Source organism: Dawidia soli (assembly GCF_018598185.1).
In the GTDB taxonomy this organism is placed as follows: Bacteria; Bacteroidota; Bacteroidia; order Cytophagales; family Cyclobacteriaceae; genus Ohtaekwangia; species Ohtaekwangia soli.
Genome location: NZ_JAHESC010000015.1, coordinates 1 through 20,347, shown reverse-complemented (window position 1 = coordinate 20,347; position 20,347 = coordinate 1). Strand labels below are relative to the sequence as shown.

Annotated in this window: 13 protein-coding genes; 2 read left to right on the top strand and 11 right to left on the bottom strand. The window is 52.5% G+C overall.

Features of this window, described 5'->3' with window-relative positions:
* Window positions 1-1,165: 1,165 nt before the first annotated feature.
* The 7 genes from KK078_RS11835 to KK078_RS11805 all read right to left on the bottom strand — a co-directional run bounded on the left by KK078_RS11835 (window position 1,166) and on the right by KK078_RS11805 (window position 10,693).
* On the bottom strand, window positions 1,166-4,639 hold the full coding sequence (locus KK078_RS11835) for a TraB/GumN family protein (RefSeq protein WP_254090487.1): 3,474 nt from the start codon (window positions 4,637-4,639) through the stop codon (window positions 1,166-1,168).
* 177 nt (window positions 4,640-4,816) lie between these two features.
* Window positions 4,817-5,326 carry a DMP19 family protein gene (locus KK078_RS11830; protein ID WP_254090486.1) on the bottom strand — a complete coding sequence of 170 codons (510 nt, stop codon included), beginning with the start codon at window positions 5,324-5,326 and terminating at the stop codon, window positions 4,817-4,819.
* A gap of 331 nt (window positions 5,327-5,657) precedes the next feature.
* Window positions 5,658-6,458, bottom strand: coding sequence for an ABC transporter ATP-binding protein (locus KK078_RS11825; RefSeq protein WP_254090485.1), 801 nt, complete (start codon window positions 6,456-6,458; stop codon window positions 5,658-5,660).
* Window positions 6,455-7,243, bottom strand: coding sequence for an ABC transporter permease (locus KK078_RS11820; RefSeq protein WP_254090484.1), 789 nt, complete (start codon window positions 7,241-7,243; stop codon window positions 6,455-6,457). The genes KK078_RS11825 and KK078_RS11820 overlap by 4 nt, the downstream gene beginning before the upstream one ends.
* A gap of 13 nt (window positions 7,244-7,256) precedes the next feature.
* Complete coding sequence (locus tag KK078_RS11815; RefSeq protein ID WP_254090483.1) at window positions 7,257-9,023, bottom strand: OmpA family protein; 1,767 nt, start codon at window positions 9,021-9,023, stop codon at window positions 7,257-7,259.
* 41 nt (window positions 9,024-9,064) lie between these two features.
* Window positions 9,065-10,039, bottom strand: a complete 975-nt coding sequence (locus KK078_RS11810) for a coiled-coil domain-containing protein (protein WP_254090482.1) — start codon at window positions 10,037-10,039, stop codon at window positions 9,065-9,067.
* Window positions 10,040-10,042: 3 nt separating this feature from the next.
* Window positions 10,043-10,693 (bottom strand): hypothetical protein, encoded by a 651-nt coding sequence (locus tag KK078_RS11805; RefSeq protein WP_254090481.1) that lies wholly within the window; start codon window positions 10,691-10,693, stop codon window positions 10,043-10,045.
* A gap of 670 nt (window positions 10,694-11,363) precedes the next feature.
* On the opposite strand from KK078_RS11805, the gene KK078_RS11800 reads away from it, so the two are divergent.
* Window positions 11,364-11,639 (top strand): helix-turn-helix transcriptional regulator, encoded by a 276-nt coding sequence (locus KK078_RS11800; protein ID WP_254090480.1) that lies wholly within the window; start codon window positions 11,364-11,366, stop codon window positions 11,637-11,639.
* Here the strand turns inward: KK078_RS11800 and KK078_RS11795 are convergent.
* A complete protein-coding gene (locus KK078_RS11795; protein ID WP_254090479.1) occupies window positions 11,625-12,236 on the bottom strand; it encodes an RNA polymerase sigma factor in 612 nt (203 codons plus the stop codon). The genes KK078_RS11800 and KK078_RS11795 overlap by 15 nt on opposite strands.
* Window positions 12,237-12,400: 164 nt before the next feature.
* Window positions 12,401-12,748, bottom strand: a complete 348-nt coding sequence (locus KK078_RS11790) for an ArsC family reductase (protein ID WP_254090478.1) — start codon at window positions 12,746-12,748, stop codon at window positions 12,401-12,403.
* Window positions 12,749-12,794: 46 nt separating this feature from the next.
* Between KK078_RS11790 and KK078_RS11785 the strand changes: the two genes are divergently transcribed.
* The gene (locus tag KK078_RS11785) at window positions 12,795-14,690 is read left to right on the top strand and encodes a M1 family metallopeptidase (RefSeq protein ID WP_254090477.1); all 1,896 of its coding nucleotides are present in this window, start codon (window positions 12,795-12,797) and stop codon (window positions 14,688-14,690) included.
* A 345-nt stretch (window positions 14,691-15,035) separates the two neighbouring features.
* On the opposite strand, the gene KK078_RS11780 is transcribed toward KK078_RS11785, so the two are convergent.
* Both KK078_RS11780 and KK078_RS11775 read right to left on the bottom strand, forming a co-directional pair.
* Window positions 15,036-18,185, bottom strand: a complete 3,150-nt coding sequence (locus KK078_RS11780) for a glycosyl hydrolase (RefSeq protein ID WP_254090476.1) — start codon at window positions 18,183-18,185, stop codon at window positions 15,036-15,038.
* 275 nt (window positions 18,186-18,460) lie between these two features.
* Window positions 18,461-20,347 (bottom strand): glucosidase family protein (locus KK078_RS11775; protein ID WP_254090475.1); only part of this gene is annotated, 1,887 nt, incomplete at its 5' end.

Genomic DNA, 20,347 nt, shown 5'->3' with positions numbered 1-20,347 from the left:
CTTGCGAGTATTGATCCCATTCCTTGTTTTTCCCTAACAGTCTCCACTTCTTTCTTTTGCTCGGCTGTCAGGAATGGTATCTTAATGTAGGCCTTGCATCTGGCGCAATGCTTAATCGAGAAATCATTCATATATTCTACCATTGTCCGGAAAATTACCTACGACACTCGAATATACGCAATTGCGTATATTTTTAGTACCATGATATGCTGAACTGCCCGTTTGCCTACCACGCCACATCCCTGTCATCCCGCTGCCTCATAAACTCGAAAGTACCATATAATTGCTCTTCAGGTGGAAGCTGCCAATAATCTCCCACTATATTCACAGAATTGGCGTTCTCGTGTACGACTCCTTCGGCATAACCCAATAACCTACGCCCTCTTGAATTTGTTATTTCATAACGAAACGCTATTCTATTATCACTTATGTAGTCTCCCCAAAATGTTTGCCAGTTGTAAGCCCCCTCCAATGTCACTTGCCTAAAAACACTTCCGGTAGAATCTTTCAACTGCTCCCACTTCCGTTGACCATTTAGTTTCCATTGACGGCCGTTATTTGTCTCAACAATAGAAATTTCACATACGCCTCCATGATTTTTAATTGTCGAATTACACCTGTATTTATATTCCCCTCTATACACAAATATTTTCCATCATCAGAATTGTCTTCAACAAAGACCAGATAACTATCTATAAAGGAAAATTTGCCAATTATGCCATTTAATCTAAGTAATAGGAGAACTGAAAGAATTATAAAAAATGACAAGAAGAACCAAATGAAGAATTCCCTTGGCGATCGTCTTATATAAGAGAAGAGTCTTATTAACTGTTCCATGATGTGATATTATTGAAAAGCGATTAATTGAGTAGATTTTAAAAAGCAAGAGCCCATTATCCTCCTGCAAGAAGAATGATGGGCTCGTGTACAACACTACTGAAAGATCGTAACCCTTCAAATAGTCACACCAGATTATTTACGTATATACGTTATACTATATAAATACGATGGATCTCCCGGAAAACGTATCGAATCAAAAAGTACACGAAACACATTTATTCAACTTTCTGATACTCCTAACCAGGTGTCTGCAGGATGGCAGACATCATCATAAGCAGGACAAATGCTTTTAAACTTTCATTCAAAATGACCATGATGCATACAGCTATTTCAACACCTCGACCTCCCCTTCCGTAACTTCAGCAATGACAGAGGCAATATCCACATCCTTGTCATATTCCTTATACGTCGCGAATGTATAATCGCCGGTCTCCGTGACATACTTGGCTTTCTCCGGGAACGGACCGCTGAATGCTATATGCCAGATGTCGTCGCCCTCGTACCGGTATTGATAAACGTATAGGTTTTGCTTCTGTCCATTGTACCGCACCGATCGTACTCCCACCAGCTTTATCTGTTCGGGTATACCTTCGTCAGACGACATGCTTTGGTGCAGGGCGCCTTCCGCGAATTTCTCTTGCGACAGATATTTTGCCGGATAGAGTTTTTCCTTGCCGAACGTTTCGAGCAGCGTGTACAGACCAATTCGGTAGTACGGATCGGACGCAATGCTTTCGAGGTCGGACGGTGCCAGCTTCAGATTGTTTTTCAGGTAGAACTCGGTTGTTACCATACGGCTCTCAACCCATGAGGGGTGCTTGTGAAGCTCGTTGAATATCCCTTTCACCGCGTTGCCGGGTTCTGCCAGCAGCAACAGTTGCCCCAGGAACTGGAAATACATATCATATTCATTGATATCAGCTTCATTGCCAGGCGTGGCGGGCAATGCGGCAAGCCGCTCCTGACCTTTGGTAATCGCCAGTTCCAGCACTTCTTTTTTTACAGCCGGCGTCAGGGCGTTGCTGTCAATGGCCTGGCGTGCCATCCAGAAAATGTGTCCCGGTCCTGCCAGCTTATCCGACAAACGGATCAACCCCGGCAATACATCGTTCAGCAACGTTAATGAATCTCTGTAGGGTTGTATAATCGCAAACGACCATAACTCCGGTTTGTCCTGCTCCTTTTCGAGCAGTTCCAGAAAGGCCTGTGACGATGCCTGCGTCTTCATCGATGTCAGCACAGTCAGGGCATGGCCCTTCCAGGACATGCTGTCAGGGAGCGTTGGATATAGCTTTTTGATGAAGTCGACGGTGCTTTCGTCGTGCACCTCGACGAGCTTCATCAGCAAGATGCTCCGCGCATCACGACGATAACCGTCTGTTGCGAGGTTCGCGCGGGTAATCGCCGCATAGATCTTGGGCAACGCAGCCGGTGTAAATTCATACTTGCGCAGCTCGGGCACTGCGTCGTCCAGTACAACCGTGTCCGTTGACGTAACCGCCTGCAGAAGTACATCGGTCTTGTCGGCAAACAACGTCCAGGTACCGGTTGCCTCAGGGAACCGGAGGGAGTTAAAGAAGGCCTCGACAGCGGTGGGGTCGGCGTCCTGCGCGTTCAGAGCAAAGAGTGTGTACACATATTGCCCGGCGACCACGACGCGTTCACGCCCGATACTGGTCCATCTGGAATTGGTTACCACTAGTCGCTGCTCCAATGTCTTTCCTTCCCGCTTCCGGTCCGTTATCCGGATGCTGTCGTCGGTATAACTTTTGTTCAACGTATTGAAAAAGTCGTCCGCATCCTTCGCCCCCTCATACGGAGAAAGTTTCGTAACACGCAGCCTGTATTGCGCGCCGGATTTTGCATCGAGCGCATGATACTCTCCATACCCCTCCGTGTACTGGAGATTATTCCTAGCCGCGAATCCGATAGAGTCCGTTGTAAACGAGGCTGGAAGCTTTACCTTCACATGGTGCAGGGGGAATTCAAACTCCTGCATCACAGCCTTTTCCGTGGGCAGGAGACGGAAGGAATCCAGAAAGGTATCGATACCCGACGCGGTGGCATCTTTGGAGGAAACGCCCATGAGCATGTACGTACGGCCGCCCCGCAGCAGGATTCGCCCATTCACCTGTCCATTTTCCGCAACGTCGAATGTGAACGCGATACCCTGGTGGCCTTCGATCGTGCGATCGTAAGACTGGAGGTTTCGCCCCTTCATATTTTCCACGACGCTGGTAATCAGACTGCCATAGTATACGCTGTCGTCAAGCGACTGGAGCCCGGCCGGAAAATCGTTGTAACGGATCAGATAGGTTTCGCCAAGGTCCATATCCGTGGCGTGGTAAAGATTGATCTTATACCGGCCGCCCACGGTTGCTGGATCGGGCTCCAGCAACTGTGTTTTGACGTCACTTGGCATCTCGACTGAAAATGCCCCCGTGGCGTTCGAAAACTCCTTCCATACAGTTTTACCGAACTCCAGCAACCGGAAAGAGCGCAGAAACTTCTCGGCGTCGTCGGAATAGGCAATCGCTTTTGTAGGCGCTACCTGGAGCAGGTACAATACATCGCCCCGCAATAAAATCTGCGCACGAAAGAGCTGGCCGTCCTGTCGCATCACTATTTCACGCCCTTCCAGCCCCTGCACGTCGATGCGCGATAGTTTGTCAAACTTTAATTTCCCATTGCGCTTCATGCGTTCGACAAATTGGTCAAATATATATTTGGCGGGTTTGCCTCTAAACTGACCGTGGAGAGGTATGTACGTCGTCTGAAATACGGTTGACGTGCCTATATCTACGTAGGTCTGTAGAGCAAACCCGGAAGAATCCATTTTTACCGTAATGGGCTTTGTTGGCATGCTGACTTTATACGCTCCGATCGCCGATGTGTATTCGTACCAAGGCCCTTCCTGCGTGGTGTACGTATATTTCTTTGCCAGGCCGGTAAAAGTAGCCTTTACGGGCTGCACCGTGTACCCCTCTTGTTGCAACAAATGAATCAGGCCCTCTTCGCCAGCCAGGTGGCCCACGCCAACGGCAAAAAAAGTTGCCTTTTCCCGAACCTGCCGAACGATGTTCGCAGTCATGCCGACGTTGCGTCGGGTGATAAGCTTATCGTAGTAACCCGGCGTCATCGACATATTCTCTTTCAGGTAATGAGATATGGCTTCGATGTCACCCTCGTAATACAGGTCAAGCATGGTGGCAATGGAAGGCCCCTGAGTAGTCGAGTCGTTTTCCAGCTGTTCCAACAGCACGGCGGCGAGGTTTTGCGGCGCAAAGTCGTCCAGCACGGCTAACTGCTCTTGCGCGTCCTCAATACCAATAATGGATTTTCCCTGCCGGCGGGCGATATTATAGAGATACCCATCCACCGACGCTCCTTTTCCCTTCGTGCTGGTCTGCTTTTCCAGGAACATGCGGACCATGCTGGGGGTCTTGAGCCGGTCGAGTGAAAGGCCGGTCCGCTTCCTCACCAGGCTGTCGATTTCGCTGTAGTCTTTCTCACTGAGTAGCTCCTTGAGCTTATTACGACCCTTCGACGCCTGCCCGGCCATGATGGGGAGCAGCAACCGCACAAGAGAATCAGGGTGTACTTCGAGCGAGAAAGCTTTGCATTCGGAGATTTTTAACAGCACCGAGTCGCTAAAGTCGAAGGCCCGGTCGTCCTGTACATGCATGGTACCAAACAGGTACGACGGCGCTATCAGATCGTTGCCAGAAATCTTCCAGAGGAGCTTATGATGGGCTCGTTTTTCGGTTTTTTGAGCGTAGAGAGAAGATGTTGCCATCATGCAGCAGGCAACGAGAATAAAGCAAAAGCGATTCATGGAAGAAAAATACGATCCAGCCCCCAAAAGTAACCTTTTTCCGCCGGTCCCCGCAAATACGGATTATCTAAGCGTAATACAATGCAATTCACTCTATCAGATGGGCAGTTATGAGGATGGTTGCTATTATCAACAGTATCTTTATGCTGAAATAAATTGTTCCTTACTTCCCTTTATATACGTCACTCGTCTCGCATCCAAACTGTCTACATCAATCACCTTTCGAAATTCTATATCCAACGGATAAAGTTGTTCCGGTTCAGCTTTGTCCGCCAAAATCAACACGCTCATTTCGTTAGCGCTCCTGACAATGTCTGCTAACGATTTTGCACCGATAGCGATAAGATCTCGCTCCAGAAATTGATTTAATGCACATTGTGTATTGACATAGAAGCCTCCAAATCCACCGTTGAATATTTGTGTTTCTAAGACATACGTCGAATAAATTATTTTTTGCCCGGCAGTTAAAACAGAATATAAATCCCCATCAGATTTTCCTTTGTTATTGACTTCTATATTGTCGATTATCAGCTGCGTTAAGTCTTCGTCCGGTGTGCTTTTTATCAGATCGTTTGTCAATCGGCTATAAATTGGCCGATGCAGAATTTTGTCAAATATTTTTGAAAAGTCGTATTTATTATCTTCACTCATAAAAGTTTGTTGTCTATCTAATTGACTACAGAGGTCTTGTCTTACTATTTTTCGCCCGGCCGCTCCTAAACTGGCGATTCCTGTTTCTTATCAGAACAAGAGGCCGCTATCAGCGTAAATATCAATACAAGGATACGTCTCTTAGTATCTCCAGTTGCATTTATCAACTGTCTGTCTGACCTCCCTTTTCCAATTTTCATACTTCCCGAAGGTAGATACGATGCCGCCCCTAATCAAAATCTGCGAGATGGAAATTCCACGGATTGTCCAGGACTGATCCAAAAAAAAGGCCGCCGTGTGCGGCAGCCTTTCTTATCGAACCTGATATAGATCAGATCTTATGCTTTATCTGCGCCACCAAATGCTGGAACTTCTCATTCTCCCGGATCGCCGGATTCCACGCAAACCCCATCTCGATAAGGTCCAGCGTCTCCGTAATCGTCGCCCCCTCCTGATCCTTCTGCCGGGCCAGGATAAACGCCGTATCCGAAATCGCGAGCGAGTTCTCCACATCGTGACTCACGATCACCAATGTGTTCAGCTCGTCCAGCGTCGAAACTTGCAACAGCAGCTCCATCACGCGGTCGATCATCAACGCATCCAATCCTGAAAAAGGCTCGTCCAGCAATATAAACTTGTTACCGGTCAAAACCTGTTGAATGATACTCGCCCGCTGGCGTTGCCCGCCGGAAAGCTGCATCGGATATTTCTTCAGGTGCTCCGTCAGGTCGAACTTCGCCGCATAATCATTGATCAGCGCGTCCTTCTCTTTATCGCCCAGCGTAATGCTGTCGTGTTTCATCGCCAGCCGCAGGTTGTCGTACACCGTGCGGTGGTTGAAGAGTATATAGTTCTGCGCGACGATCCCGACCTGGCCCGCCTTCACCGGCTGTTGCTCCAACCCTACCAGCACGGTGCCGGTATTCGGCGGGATCAGCCCGGCCAGAATCTTGAACAGCTGCGTCTTGCCGATGCCGCTGCGGCCGATAAGCGAGATCACCTGCCCTTGATTCATGCCCGGGCGAACGATGTTATGGATCGTAAAGTTGATATCCCGTAAGATCTGCTTGTCGTAGGAAAGGTTGACGTCCTTTACCGCGATGAGCACTTCATTCTTCGAATATGACGTCATTTCTTCACCTGGATTTTAGTATACGGGAACAGCCAGTGACGCAGGTTGCGCAACAGGAAGTCAAAGAAAATGCCGAGCGCGAAAATGATGACCAGGATGCCGAATACCGTACTGAGGTCGATGTATTTATTCGACTTGATCAGCATCGTACCCAAACCGCCTTCCGACATGCTCAAACCTTCCACCATCGTGATCATCATCCACGCAATGGCAAAGTTCTGGCGCATCACTTCAAACACCTGGTCCAGCCGGCCGATGATCACCACCTCCCACAACGTCTGCCAGTTGTTCATGCGCAGGGTCTTGCAAAGCTCATACTCCTGCACGTTGATCGCCTCGATGATCGCCAGCAGCGACGTGACGAAGAACGGCACGATGCCGAAGATCAGCAGGCTGAGCTTGAGCTGGTGACCATCCTGCGTCAGCAATGTGAACAGGAAGATCAGACCCGTGAGCGTTAAGTACCGGCACTTGACAATGAACTTGGCGACCGGCGCAAAGACCGGTATCAGCGACAGGTAGCTTACGAGCAACGCCAGGACTATGGAAATGCCCATGCCGGTAAACGTCAGCGCAAGACTGCTGAACAGGTTATCGACAAAGTAGGCCGATGTCACGATCGAGACGACCGATGTCAGGATCTTCGAAGGCACCGGGATCAACCCGTTCTGTCCCACGATCTCCCACAGCAGCAGGGCCAAAAAGGCCTCCACCACAATTAAGATGATGGAGGTACGCCCTTTTATCTGTGTTAATGGACTGAAAATATTCTTGAGTAGCTCCATTAATCGCTATCCGTTATTCACCCAGTACAATTTGAACGCGGCGGTTCTGTGCGCGACCCGCAGGCGTTGTATTGGGAGCGATCGGAGTGTTCTGACCCATACCTTTCGACTCGATACGTTCCGTGGCCAGCCCTTTGCTGATCAGGTAGCTTTTTACCGAGTTCGCACGGTCTTCCGACAGCCGTTGGTTGGACTGAGGGTCGCCCACGTTGTCGGTGTGACCATATACACCTACTTTCAAACCTTCTGCCACCACCGAGCTCTCCAGGATTTCATCCAGCAGCCTGTATGATGCCGGCTTGATCACGGCGCTGCCGGTCTCGAACTGGATCTGGTACGACTTGGACGACACCTCGCTGGTGATCTCGTTGGAGTATGTCACCGCCAACGCCTTGCCTTCCATCAGCTCGCTATGGTTTGCGATCACCGACATCAGGAACGACTTGTCCACCACTTGTGCGTACGGCGGATAGGTGGCCATGTATTCCGGGTACATCTTCGACAGAATGTCACCAAAGGTAGTGTATACGATTTTATAGCGGTCGATACCGTCTTTGCCCAGGCCGAACATGTTGGCCGCATCTTGCAGGTTGAAGGCCATCGAGCCGCCCAGGGCCACGTTCAGACCTTGCACGTCTTTTTCAGTAACACCGTTGTAATACTTCAGCCAGTATGCGGCATCCTGCTCGTTATATACTTTGGCAGAGATCTTCGCGGCAAAGGCCTTTGCATCCGTGAACGAACGCACCTGGTCGCCCGCCTGGCTCAGCGACATGATCAGGTTCTCGATGTCGGTGCGGTGGTCGTACGCGAACTTCTTGATCGTGATCGTGATGTTCGGCATTTGCGACGAATATTGTTTGGTGCTGGCGATCGTCACCAGGCCACCCTTTTGCTTGGCGATGTTTACGTCGCCAGGCGTCCAGGTCGACACGGCGTCTACGCCGACCGTGATCTCTTCGCTCACTTTCTTACCGTCCTTGATCAGCTTGCGCTTTTCCTGGTAGCCGGTGATGTATTTGTTACAGGCGTCGAGGAAGTCGTTGGCCGCAATGATGTTGATCGCATCTTTGTCGTAGGTCGTCTCGTCGGGGTTCACACGCAGGTTGTTGTCACCGGCCCACTTCAGCAGGATGTTCATATCACCGTCGCGCAGTACGCACGACACCGTCTTACCCAATGCGCTCTTCGGATCTTTCTTCCAGTCCACCGGGCCCATCAGCTGGTCTTCACCATACGACTTACCCATGGCATAAAAAGCGATCGGCTGATACTCCGGACCGAGCGGCTCGAGCTCTTTTGCCAGCGAGGCAAAGAACGCCGGCATACCGTCGCCCATGAACGATGCAAACACACCGGGAGTCTCGGGATTGTTCTTATAGTCCTGCGCGAACTTCACGATGTCCGCCAGCGACTTGAAACAGTCGTCCTGGCGCTGCACGTCCACCTGCAGCTTGGCCTTGTCCAGCAAAGAGCCTTTGGTCGTCTGCGCGCCGCCGTTGGCATACATCAGCGGGAACTGGGAGTTCCAGGCCATGATCTTCCACACGATCTTGGTACCGCCGTTGACAGATTGCTCTTCCGATGGCAGCGGCATCATCGTCGCGCTACCGGCCAGCGAGGCCTCCGGTGCATCCGGCAAAGCTACTTTTCCAATTTCCTGTGATTGCTTCGCCTCCTGGGGGCGCTTGTCCCACCAGTATACTTTAGCAGCAAAGATTGCCCCCAGTACCAGGAGGATCATTACAATTTTACCCGAAGTTTTTACTTTAACGGCCATATGATTTTTAAAAGGTTAGACTATTTAAAGGTTAAAGATTATTATCGCAAAAGGTCACCATAGTCGCCCGACGAGCTTGAGCCCGGACGCGCGGGAGAGGAAGAAGAGGTCACAAGCTTCATCTCGCTGTCGGGATTGAAGCTCTCCAGCATCTTCAGACCTTCCTTCTCGTACGTGGCATTGTCGAGGTCGATCGATTTCATAAAGTCCGACGAGTAGCTGATCGCCTTTTTCATGTTGGCCAGCTTGCTCGCGATGTCTTCCTTCAGGAACTCCATCGACTGCTCCACCATCAGCTTCTTCTCGGGGTCGCCCTTAAAGATCTTCAGCGCCGACGTCAACGCCTTGTTACCCGACGTCACCGATTTGTACAAGTCCTTCTTCAGCTCGAGCTCGTTCTTGGCGTCCTCGATCAGGTAAGCGCTGTTCTTGTGGATCTTCGTCAGGTAATCACCGATGCGCGACAGGTTGTCGTGGATCGGCGAAAGTTGCTTGATATACTCGTTCAGCCGTCCGATCTGCCGCGTGGCGTTGCCCAGCTCGGGCATCATGTCCCGCTCTTTGGCAACCTGCGCCTTGTTCATCAGCTTGTTGATCTCCGCCTCTTTCTCACGGATCTTGGCGTGGATCTTTTCCTTCTGCGAATCGACATCGGTCGCCTGCTTGTACAGCTTCTCGCGTTCCTCCTGCATGTCGTTGATATAATCTTCGGCAATGATGAACGGATCGAGCTCGATCACAACCCCCACCAGCTTCTTCATCAGGATCTCGTAGAAGTAAAAAAGACTGAGGCGGAATTTCCGGTGCGTGACGCAATACAGGAAAATGCCGAGGCATGCCAGGGCGATGCCGAAGTTCAGCGTGTTCCAGACAATGCTGGTGAGGATAGGCAGCACGTAGTAGCCGATCGCCGCCAGGATCCCGAGCCCCGCGAGGGTCCCGAATTTACCCCCGGGTCTGTTCCAGTAGGATTTTAATTGTTGTTGAGCATCGGTCGGGAAAATCTGTGTTTCCATACGTTATAGCGTTGTCTGTATTTTCGTGATATCTTCTGTGATCTTTTTAATCATGGCGTCGCACGCCAGCACATAGCCCTGCTTGTTGCGGGCAAGCTTATGCTCCTCTTCGGTAATGACAGCCTTCAGGTTGCCCATCGCCATCTGCGCGTCGGAGATCTCCTTGGTCAGTCGCTGGATCGTCTCGGCATGTTGCTTCACCGACTCTTCCAGCTTCTGCAGGTCCTTGCGCTTCTGGCCGATCTCGCGCTCGCTTTTGTCGTTCACGCTCTTTTCAAACTGCACCTTGTCCTGCCCCACCATCTGCTTGTACGCATTGGCGGTCTCCACGAGCTTTTCCTTTGTCAGACCCTGAATGGCCAATGACGCATACGTTGCGGCAAACCGCGCGTTCTCGTCCTTGATATGCGCCTCGAGCGTCTCGGTCATTTTCATGAACTCATAGTAATCCGGTCCGGGCAGGTTCGCCTGGTCGAATAACTTCTCGAAGTGCTTTTCGAACTTGTCCAGCTCCTCGCCGTTGAGTACCTGCGCCGGGGCTACCCGGTTGGGGATCGGCGGAGGCGTAGAGGACGAAGACGGTGATGAGGATTTCTGGGGCTCTTCTTCGAATTCGACGAAGAGGCCCATAGCTTTCTTGAAAATGCCAGCCATAGCTTTTCTAATGGTTTAAGTATGAAAAGGTAAAGTTTGTGCTACTTGGGTTTTTACGCACTCAAATATAGCTAATAAGAGTCAAAAACGGGGGTGTTCCCGCACCGTGGAGCACACGATTAAGTTTGTTCCGAAAACACGGATTTCAGGCCCTTTTGAAGGGATCTTTGTTAAGATTGGGCCGGGGGATCGCTGATCATTTTGCTATTATGCCTTGGAATTGAGAGGTTAAACGGAAGCCTCCCAAAATGGATGCAAAATCCCAAAAAATATCTCGGGTTGGATAACATGCAAATCCGGCAAAAAACTTACATCCAAACCAGTCCAAAAGCAGGATCGGATAACGGTGGGATTATACGTTAAGAAAAGGCAAACCCTGCGGACTGGCAAACGGGCGCGCAAGCTGTAGAATTGCCACAGGAAGTATAATACAAGATACAACCGGCAGGACCACCGATGTGGCGACAGGATCTATAGGGGACAAATTTTGTTGTATAGAATAAAAAATCCCATCGCAAGGTCTATATCAAAATCCCACCACAGAGCTTCCATTCGCGCTTTTACTATATTTGCGACTTAAATTACACTGCTTATAAGATGGGATATACGTGAGGTAAATAAAATAGAACAAACATGCCAATTTAGCGGCTCAACAAATCCTATATTATTTGTGAAAAACAAAGCATCTCTAATCTCTCTCCAGAAACGCATCGGCGAAAAAATGATCGCGATGCGGAAAGAAATGGGAAACGCCAGTTCCGAACAATTTGCTTTTGACTGTGGCCTCGGTCGCGAGCAATACAGGCGTCTCGAAAAGGGTATCGGCAACCCCAGGCTGCGTACGCTGGCCGAAACCGTGGAAGCCGCCTTCGATCTGTCCATCGAGGATTTCTTCGAATCCCTATTCGAAAAACCCAGCAAGAAGAAGCCTTCACCCAAAAAATGATGTCTCACCTTGTTGCCCGGACGGCCTGAGCAGCACCCGTTGTGCCTGCGGGGCCATCTCGCGTTTTAGAGAATCGTTCACACGCACGATCGCTTCGCAGAAGTGTCGCTGCACGGCGTCGGCCGGCATGTCCATCGAATGGCTCATTTGTTCGCTGGTGCTGCCGGTCAGGCCGAAGTGAAAGATGATCGCTTGCGTGGGCGACAGGTTGTTCAGGATCTTTTTGAACACGCCTTTGTAGTGCTCGCTGTCCAGCATGCGGGCCAGCTCGCGCACGACCGTTTCGCGGCGGCCCGTCTCATCGTCGGGAAAGGCGCCGACGAACGTCTTGCTCGCGAAGTATTTAAGGGCCACCAGGGCGTAGTCGCGCGAGCTGGCCGCCATGTAGTCGCGCAGCACGGCGTAGCTGTTGAGCCGCGCGCGGTGGGTCCAGACCGAGGAGAATACCTCCTGGGCCACGCACTCGGCAAAATAGCGCGAGCCGGTCTCCTTGAATAAAAAATAATAGAGCGTGTCCCAGCAGCGTTCATAGATCTCCCGAAAGGCGTCGTGGTCGCCTTGCGACATGCGTTTGACCTCTTGTTCTGAAATCTTCATAAAAACATCGGTTTACATTCAACCAACGCAGGGCTAACCCGTACGGGCTATACGCTGACGGCTGCGGGAGACCGCCGCTTTCCTGCGATGCTATAAAGGTAAAAGACGGCAGAACAAGAAATATCCCCTTTAGGAGATGGTTCTTTAAAGAGACAGGGAATAAATTATCCGAGCTTCTCGCGGTAGGTAGCTTCGTCAAAGCCCAGGGCTACCACCTGGCCGTCTACTTCGATCAACGGTCGCTTGATGACACTTGTTTTTTCCATCATCAGGGCAATCGCCGCTTTTTCACTGGTAACACCGGCCTGGGTGCCCGCGTCGAGCTGGCGCCAGGTCATGCCCCGTTTGTTGACCAGGCTCTCCCACCCCACCTGCTGACTCCAGGCCTTGAGCTTGGCGGCCGTTACGCCCTGGGTCTTATAGTCGTGAAAGTCGTACTCCACCTGGTGCTTCTTGAGCCAGTCGAGCGCATTTTTGACGGTATTGCAATTTTTAATTCCGTAAACGGTCATGGCGGCAGCGAAATTAGTTGTAGTTTTTATGCTTTAAAACGAAGGTATGAAGATTAGCCTGATCTCAAAACTTCCCCTGTTTTTGGCAGCGGGGGTACTATCGTTTGCCTGCCAACCCAAGAAAGAATCCGCACCCGAAGCCCCTATGACACCTGCCCCCGCAAAAGCCACCGATATTCATTCCAACGCCGACCCGCAGGAAGCCCGCGTCAAACACCTGCACTGGAAAGCCGCCGTCGACTTTGAGCAACAGGTCATCCGCGCCACCGCTACCTGGGAGATCGAAGCGGCGGCCGACGCCGACCTGATCACCTTCGACACCAAGGGCCTGACGATCGAGAAGGTCCAAACCGACAACGATACCACCGCCGAATACCGCCTGAGCGAGCCCGACGCCATCCTGGGCCAGGCCCTGGCGGTACTCATCCAGCCGACCACCAAGACAGTCACGATCCACTACCGTACGAACCCCGGCGCCGAGGCGCTGCAGTGGCTTAGCCCGCAGCAGACCGCCGGCAAGAAGCACCCCTTCCTCTTCACACAGTCGCAGGCCATCCTGGCGCGCAGCTGGGTGCCGTGCCAGGACTCGCCCGGCATCCGGTTCACCTACGATGCCGAAGTAACCGTACCGCCCGCGCTCCTGGCCTTGATGAGCGCCTCCAACCCCGAGACGCGCAACAAGACAGGAGTATACACCTTTGAGATGAAACAGCCGATCCCCTCCTACCTGTTAGCCCTCGCGGTAGGCGACGTATCGTTCAAATCCATCAGCCCGCGCAGCGGCATCTATGCCGAGCCTTCCGTAGTCGGCAAGGCCGCCTGGGAGTTTGCCGACCTCGAGAAGATGATCGCGGGGGCGGAAGAATTATACGGCCCCTATCAATGGGAACGCTACGACGTGCTGGTGCTGCCGCCGAGCTTTCCCTTCGGTGGCATGGAGAACCCGCGCCTGACCTTTGCCACACCCACGATCCTGTCGGGCGACCGCTCGCTTACATCGCTGATCGCGCACGAGCTGGCGCATAGCTGGTCCGGTAACCTGGTGACCAATGCCACCTGGAACGACTTCTGGCTCAACGAAGGGTTTACCGTATACTTCGAGACCCGCATCATGGAGAAGCTCTACGGCCGGGACTATGCCGAAATGCTGGCTTCCCTCAACCTGCAGGACCTGAAGAGCGAGATCCAGTCGCTGTCGGACGATGGTCATCCGGCCGACACCAAGCTGAAGCTCAACCTGGCCAGCCGCAACCCCGACGACGGAGTAACGGCCATTGCCTACAACAAAGGCTATTTCTTCCTGCGTACCATCGAGGAAATGAACGGCCGCGAGAAATTCGACCGGTTTGTAAAAGATTACTTTACGCAGAACGCCTTTAAGGTGATGACGACGGAAGCGTTCATTCCCTTCATCCGCGATTATTATCAGAAACAGTACAACATCACGCTGAACGACACCCTGTTCGAGGAATGGATCTACGGCGAAGGGCTGCCCAATTCTTGTTCACAACCCAAGTCTATACGTTTTGACGCCGTAGACGCCGCCATGACCAAATGGAAGGAAGGACAAAAGATCGAGGCGCTCACAAAACCGTGGACCACGCACGAGTGGCTGCACTTCATCAACCACCTGCCGGACTCCCTCACGCCGTCGCAGCTAAAAGACGTCGATGCCCTGGGCCACTTCACCGCTTCGGGCAATGCAGAGATCCTCGCCGCCTGGGGCGTGATCGCGATCCACAACCAGTATACACCGGCGTACGCCAAGATCGAAGATTTCCTGATCCACACCGGCCGGCGCAAGTTCCTGATGCCGATCTATACCGAGTTCATCAAAACCGCAGAAGGGAAGGCACAGGCACAGGCCATCTACGCCAAGGCACGCCCGAACTATCACTTCGTGGCCGTCAACAGCCTGGACAAACTGCTAGGCCCCCCGTAGCACATCCTTTCCCTTCACACATTCAAGCCCTGTAAGGGCGCAACAAACCAGCCCAGGCTGAAGCGACAGCGAAGGCCTGGGATAGCAACAAACCAGCCCAGGCTGAAGCGACAGCGAAGGCCTGGGATAGAAATAATATAACCTACCCAAGCCCTGTAGGGGCGCAACAAACCAGCCCAGGCTGAAGCGACAGCGAAGGCCTGGGATAGCAACAAACCAGCCCAGGCTGGAGCGACAGCGAAGGCCTGGGATAGAAATAATATAACCTACCCAAGCCCCTGAAAGGGCGCAACAATTCGAGGCACGCACCCGCCCCCCACCATCTGACAACCCGCGATTCCCGACCTACCGCACCTGGTAATCAAACGCCTGAATGGTAACATCCCCCAACAACCCCGACGGCTGCAACGCCGACGAAGCATTATACGGGTTAAAAACCGCCCACGTCTTACGCTGGTCCTCCGGCAACTGCTGATCGCCGATCAACCGGTTCATCCAATTATTGACCACGTCTATTCGCAACGTGTTTTCACCCTTCTTCAAATACGGCGTAACATTGAGCCGATAGGGATACGCCCATACACCGCCCACATACCGATCGTTGACATATACTTTACCCATCGCCACAACGCGACCGACATCAACATACGTTTGCTGCGACGGCACGGACTTCAATGTAAAAGTCGTTTGGTATATCGCCGTCCCCGAAAAATATTTCAAGGCGTTGTCCGTCGAGCGCGTCCAGTCATAGAGACTATCAAAGCGAAAAATGCCTTGCGGCGCCGAGAGCCCGTTGAACACCACCGTCCACGGCCCCCGCAACGTAGCGAGTACATTACCTGCGGGAAAATTACCGGCTCCCGTGTTTGCTTTCGCGTTCGCTTCACTGAATACAATGAACGCACTCCCGAACGGCTCCAGCTCCAGCGCAAGGGTTGTCGTCTTTTCGTTTCGGACAAACCGAGGTAAAGCGCGCATTTCGCCCGTCAGTGCATCCCACAATTCCGGATTGCCTTTTGCCGTACGGAACGTGGCGTTGAACACCACTTTCTTTTCCTGTTGGTTGGAGATGAAATAGATATCTTCACCCTGTACCACGCGGTGTATAAACCGCACATCCAGCGCATCGCCTTCCACAGTACAATCCGGTAAAACAGACAACACGCTAAACACGCTTTCCAGCGTCGACTGCTCGCCGAACACATACCCCTTACCCACTTTTTGATAGCCATCCGGAGCAACGTTTTTCCACAGCGCGTCGGAAAGTTTTTTCACTTCACCATCCGCGTGCGGATAGTTCACCAGGCTCGGCGAATACTGCGGAGCAGGCCCCAGCACCACCAGGCCTTCCATGACCAGGTCCCGTATGCGCTTCAACAACGCCGGCCGCATGGTCGCTAACTTCGGTAACACCAGCACGCTGTATTGCATGCCGCTGCGGAGCACGAGCTTCCCGTTCTTTACCGATGCCTGGCGGAGCAACACTTCACCGTTGATATAGTCAAAGGAATAGCCTCTCGGCAACGCCGGGTCGCATACGCCGGTCATCTTGGGTGCATCCTCGCCGATGAAGTAGGCCACATCGGCTATATACGTGCCCTGCTGCAGCAGGAAGTTCGTGCGTTTGAGGTATGCGGCAAAAACATCGAACTGCTCAAACCAGGTATTCTTCCGGTTAAACTCGTTGCCAAACCAGGCGTTCATGCCCGGCCACCGGTCTTCGTACGGTTGGTGTACATACACGTGCAACAAGGTGCTGTTGATGCCTTCGGTAAAAAAACGGTCACCCCGTTGTTTCATCATAAAGGGCGTTCTTCCAAACGTTTGACCGGCGGCCGTAAACGACTCGGCCCATACCTTGCGCTTACCATAGATATGAGCCGCAGACGATGCCGCTTTGTTTTCAATGTTGCCAAGCTCACCCTCGCTCCAAAACTCGCCGCTGACTTCGTCCGATTGTCCACCGTACTGCAAAAACTCACCCGGGAAACCCCAGTGCCCATAGTTCTCCAGCCATGTAGTAAGCCCGTGCCGATGCGATACATCGCGCAAACCGCCCACATAGTCGTACGCAACCCGGTCGGCAATCAGCCGGCGCAGGTCCCACAAAAACCGATCGGAAATATCGGGACTACCCACAACGGTTCCGCTGAGTACGGGCAGGTAAGGAACGGGATCGTAGCCATATACCTTTTTAAAATGTGCCTCCATGTCGTCGGTCCAGTTCTGGCCTCCGGTTTCATAGCTATCTTCTACCACCACCCGAAAGGACTTCCGGTCTTCGGCTGGCACACGCCGCAGTATCTCACCGATGAACGCATCGAAGTGATACGCCGCATGTTGTTTGCTCATCTTATCGACCTCCAGCCCGGTCGCCTCCGGCGAGGCCGGAGCGTTTGTAACACCGGTGGTAAGCATTGCCGTACGCAGGATCTTCCACGTACCGGCGGGTACATCCCACACCAATTTTCCGTCCTGGAATCGGGCCGTGAGATCCACCACGTCGGTGGCACGCACCACCACGGATGCATCAGAAACCTGGGGCTGCCGGTTCCACAGGTAGTCGTGCCACAATGGCAGCGGTGTGGGAAACATCTTCGCCAGCGACTTCTCCGGATAGCGCTCCACCCGGGGCTGCGATGATAGGGTAACATCTACGGTAGCGCTAAGAGGGTTCGCCACCGTAAGACGATAGCGCGTCGTTTTGACCTCGGGCAACGATACCACAACGGGCGCCAGCGGATCGAAGCCTACGTTCAGCGCCGTGTTACCGCGGTCGAGCGCAACCTGCGTCAGCAGCTTGTATTCACCCCCTGCTTCATAATACACATCGGCCGCGTTCTGGATCGACGCATCGGCACGGATCACCAAACTGCGCATGGGACTTTTCCCGCGCACGGTAAACGTAAGTGATCGCTCATTTCCGTCGCCTTTCAGCAGGCGACCTTGATGCTCTTCGACGCTCGCCGGAAGCCGCCAGGCTAACACTTTTACGTCCTGTGCATGCTCGCCAACAACCGGCAGCCCCTGGTTGATCTTCCGCGGCCCCTCAACAATCACCTCCGACGACGCCAGGTAACGCATGCTCTGCTCCGGCTTGATCCACGGACCGCCCGACTGACTCCACCCCGGACAGTTAAACATACCGATTTCAATATTCAGTTCAGTGGCCTTCTTCAACGCCGCGTGCACCACCTCCCACCATCCGGGTGAAAATACTTTATGCTCACCATACGGCGTACCGCCGTTTACAATGTTACTGCCGATAAAAGCCCGGTTGATGCCAGCTTTCTTCATCGCCTCCAGGTCTTTGACAACACCCTCTTTCGAAATATTGTCGGAGATCCAATACCAGTATACACCCAGCTGCACACTATCGGGCACGTTGCGAAATCCCTTCCGCAGCGCCGCGACCGGCGGATCTTTTTCAGTCGCTGTATTCGCGCAAAGCAACAGGAACAGCAGGCATGCAGATAACATCGTTCTATAGACCATAAAACAAACCTACACATTTTACATGTCGCCCCCGTACGGGAAAGGGCAGGACAGTTGTTCTCCTTTTGTTCTGGCGCAAGTCTGAACCCCGCCTCGGGGTGGTGACTTGTGCCTACACTTCCCTTCCACCGGTCAAAGATCGCACACAAGAAGCCCCAACGGGGCGCAATAAAATAGCCCAGGCTGAAGCGATAGCGCAGGCCTGGGTAAACAGGCAACTCGATATAACAGCCCTGAAAGGGCGCAACAAGCGTATACATTTATCTACGATATTCCTATCGGGGCACAACCGAGATTTCATGCGCACCAATGCCTACGCTGCACGCAAATACCACCACCCCTTCCGCCGTACTCTTCACACGCTTCAACGTCTTTTTATTCACCCGTACAGTATAATAACTACCCGGCTTGAGCGCCTGAAGTTGATATACCAATTTTCCTGAACTTGCCCTGGACGATTGCGTAAACGCAACTTCATCCGGGCCATATTTTTTTATATCCAACACCAGCTCATCTTTTGCAAAGGCTTTCACCTGTAGCGACGCGGTATGGTCATTGCCCTTGAAATACGACAATTCGTTATCGGTAGCGTAAAAGCCAAAGTCTGTGCTGGCCTTTATGGTAAACCGTCCATTCGACACAGCATACTGGTCCATCGCCAAATCGATCGTCAACCGCTGACCGCGATAGTTGTACTTCACCTGCGTACCAGCCAGCTCCGGCGTGATATGAGGATCGAGGTAAAACCGGTTATATAGCGGATTGATCCCATAAATAGCCTGGTACAACCCCACCACCGAAAGCGCATTGCCCGAAAGAATATCATCTCCCCGGCCATCCTGCTGCGCACGACCATAACGCTGAAACGCCAGACCGTCCTTGGCGTATTGCGCCAGCACACGCTTCACATACTTCACGGCAATCTCCGGTTTGTAGGAGGCATAGGCTTTTGCGGCCACAGAGCCCCACGACAAAAAGATGTCGCCGTTTTCATAATTCGGAAAAGGAAATTGCCAGTCATTGCCTTCGCCCGGCGCATAGCTGTACAGGGAGATCGGCCAGAAGAACAAATCTTCTTTTTGCATCTGTACCTCGATATTATCCAGGATGGTCTTGGCGCGCATGGGGTCATTACAAATATCATAAGCAATGGCCATAAAGTTCACGGGCGTTACCATATTCCGGCCGTGCACGGAGCCGTCCTTGTCCAGCCAGTGTACATAGCAGTTATTTTCAGCATCCCAGAAACCGCCCGCCGTGGTAGGCTTATTGAAGCTCGCCTGGAGTTTCAAAGCAAACGACGTATAGACGTTGGCCCGTACGGCATTGCCGAGTTGACTTTCCACACCCGCCCACAACACAAGTGCCCGATACAGTTTGGCATTGACGAAAGCATTTTCATACGCCGCCCAGATGATGTCGATCCAGTCGCTGCCGCGCTTTTGTGTATAGCTGTCGGTCATCATTTCTACCAGGCCGTCACCATCACTATCGCGTGCCACGATCCAATCCAACGCCTTCTCGCACGACGCCTGATGCGTTTTCACCCACGCGAGGTCGCCATTCTGATCATACAGCTCGGCTACATTTATGACAAAGTCGGGGTTGGAGTCCAGCAGGTAGCCCCACTGTGCTTCGTAGAAGCCTTTGTCGGTAAAGCCGTTGGGCATGGCGTCCTCGTTGGAGTAGGCCCACCGTGGCCACACGCGGCCATCGGGTTTGATGGCGTTGTCACGGTAGTAGTCGAGGCACTCGCGGTAGCCGGCCAGGTAGTTATCGTCATTGACGCCGAGACCCATCTGCGCAATATATTGTTCATGCAGACAGATCGGACCATACGGCGTATGCCAGCTGTTGCCGCCGAAATGTTTTTTGCCGATCACGCCAATGCGGGCAATGGTGTTTAACACCGCGCTGACCTGCTCCTGATCGATGCCCACCAGCTTACCCCGACCGAACTGCGCGTTAAAATCAAAGTACGATAGCGTAATGCTCTGCGTGCTTTTGCCGGCATCGATCGCTACCGGCGCCCAGACGTCGGTGGTGTCGCGCACGTACATACGCCGTTTGGTGTCGGCATCGAAGCGTGGTGTCCGTTCGGCTGACGATATGCCAACCGTATATACCAGCTTATCGTCTACGGCCCGGCTGTAGTCCATGGC